Source organism: Seonamhaeicola marinus (assembly GCF_008085455.1).
The window spans coordinates 1-227 of record NZ_VSDQ01000111.1; the positions used below are offsets into that span (position 1 = coordinate 1).

A 227-nucleotide genomic window follows, 5' to 3' on the forward strand; every position below is an offset into this window, starting at 1 on the left:
TAATAACCCAAGCGCTAAAAATGGCATTACCGTTTTGTAAAACGCTAACACTTCTTTTTTAAAGTCTCTTTTGTTACTTATTTCTGTAAATCTTGGTAAGATATAAAGGGCCATTAAAGATGTAACAAACATTAAGTAGTATTTAGAAATACGCGTCATTGCTTCCCAAAAACCAGCATCTTTATAACCTATATTATCAATTATATAATTGCGTATTGCTATAGCAA

At 30.0% G+C, this 227-nt stretch carries 1 pseudogene; it reads right to left on the reverse strand.

The annotated features are described in order from the left end of the window. Positions 1-227 (reverse strand): annotated as a pseudogene (locus FUA24_RS00995) (O-antigen translocase); the annotation flags it as partial.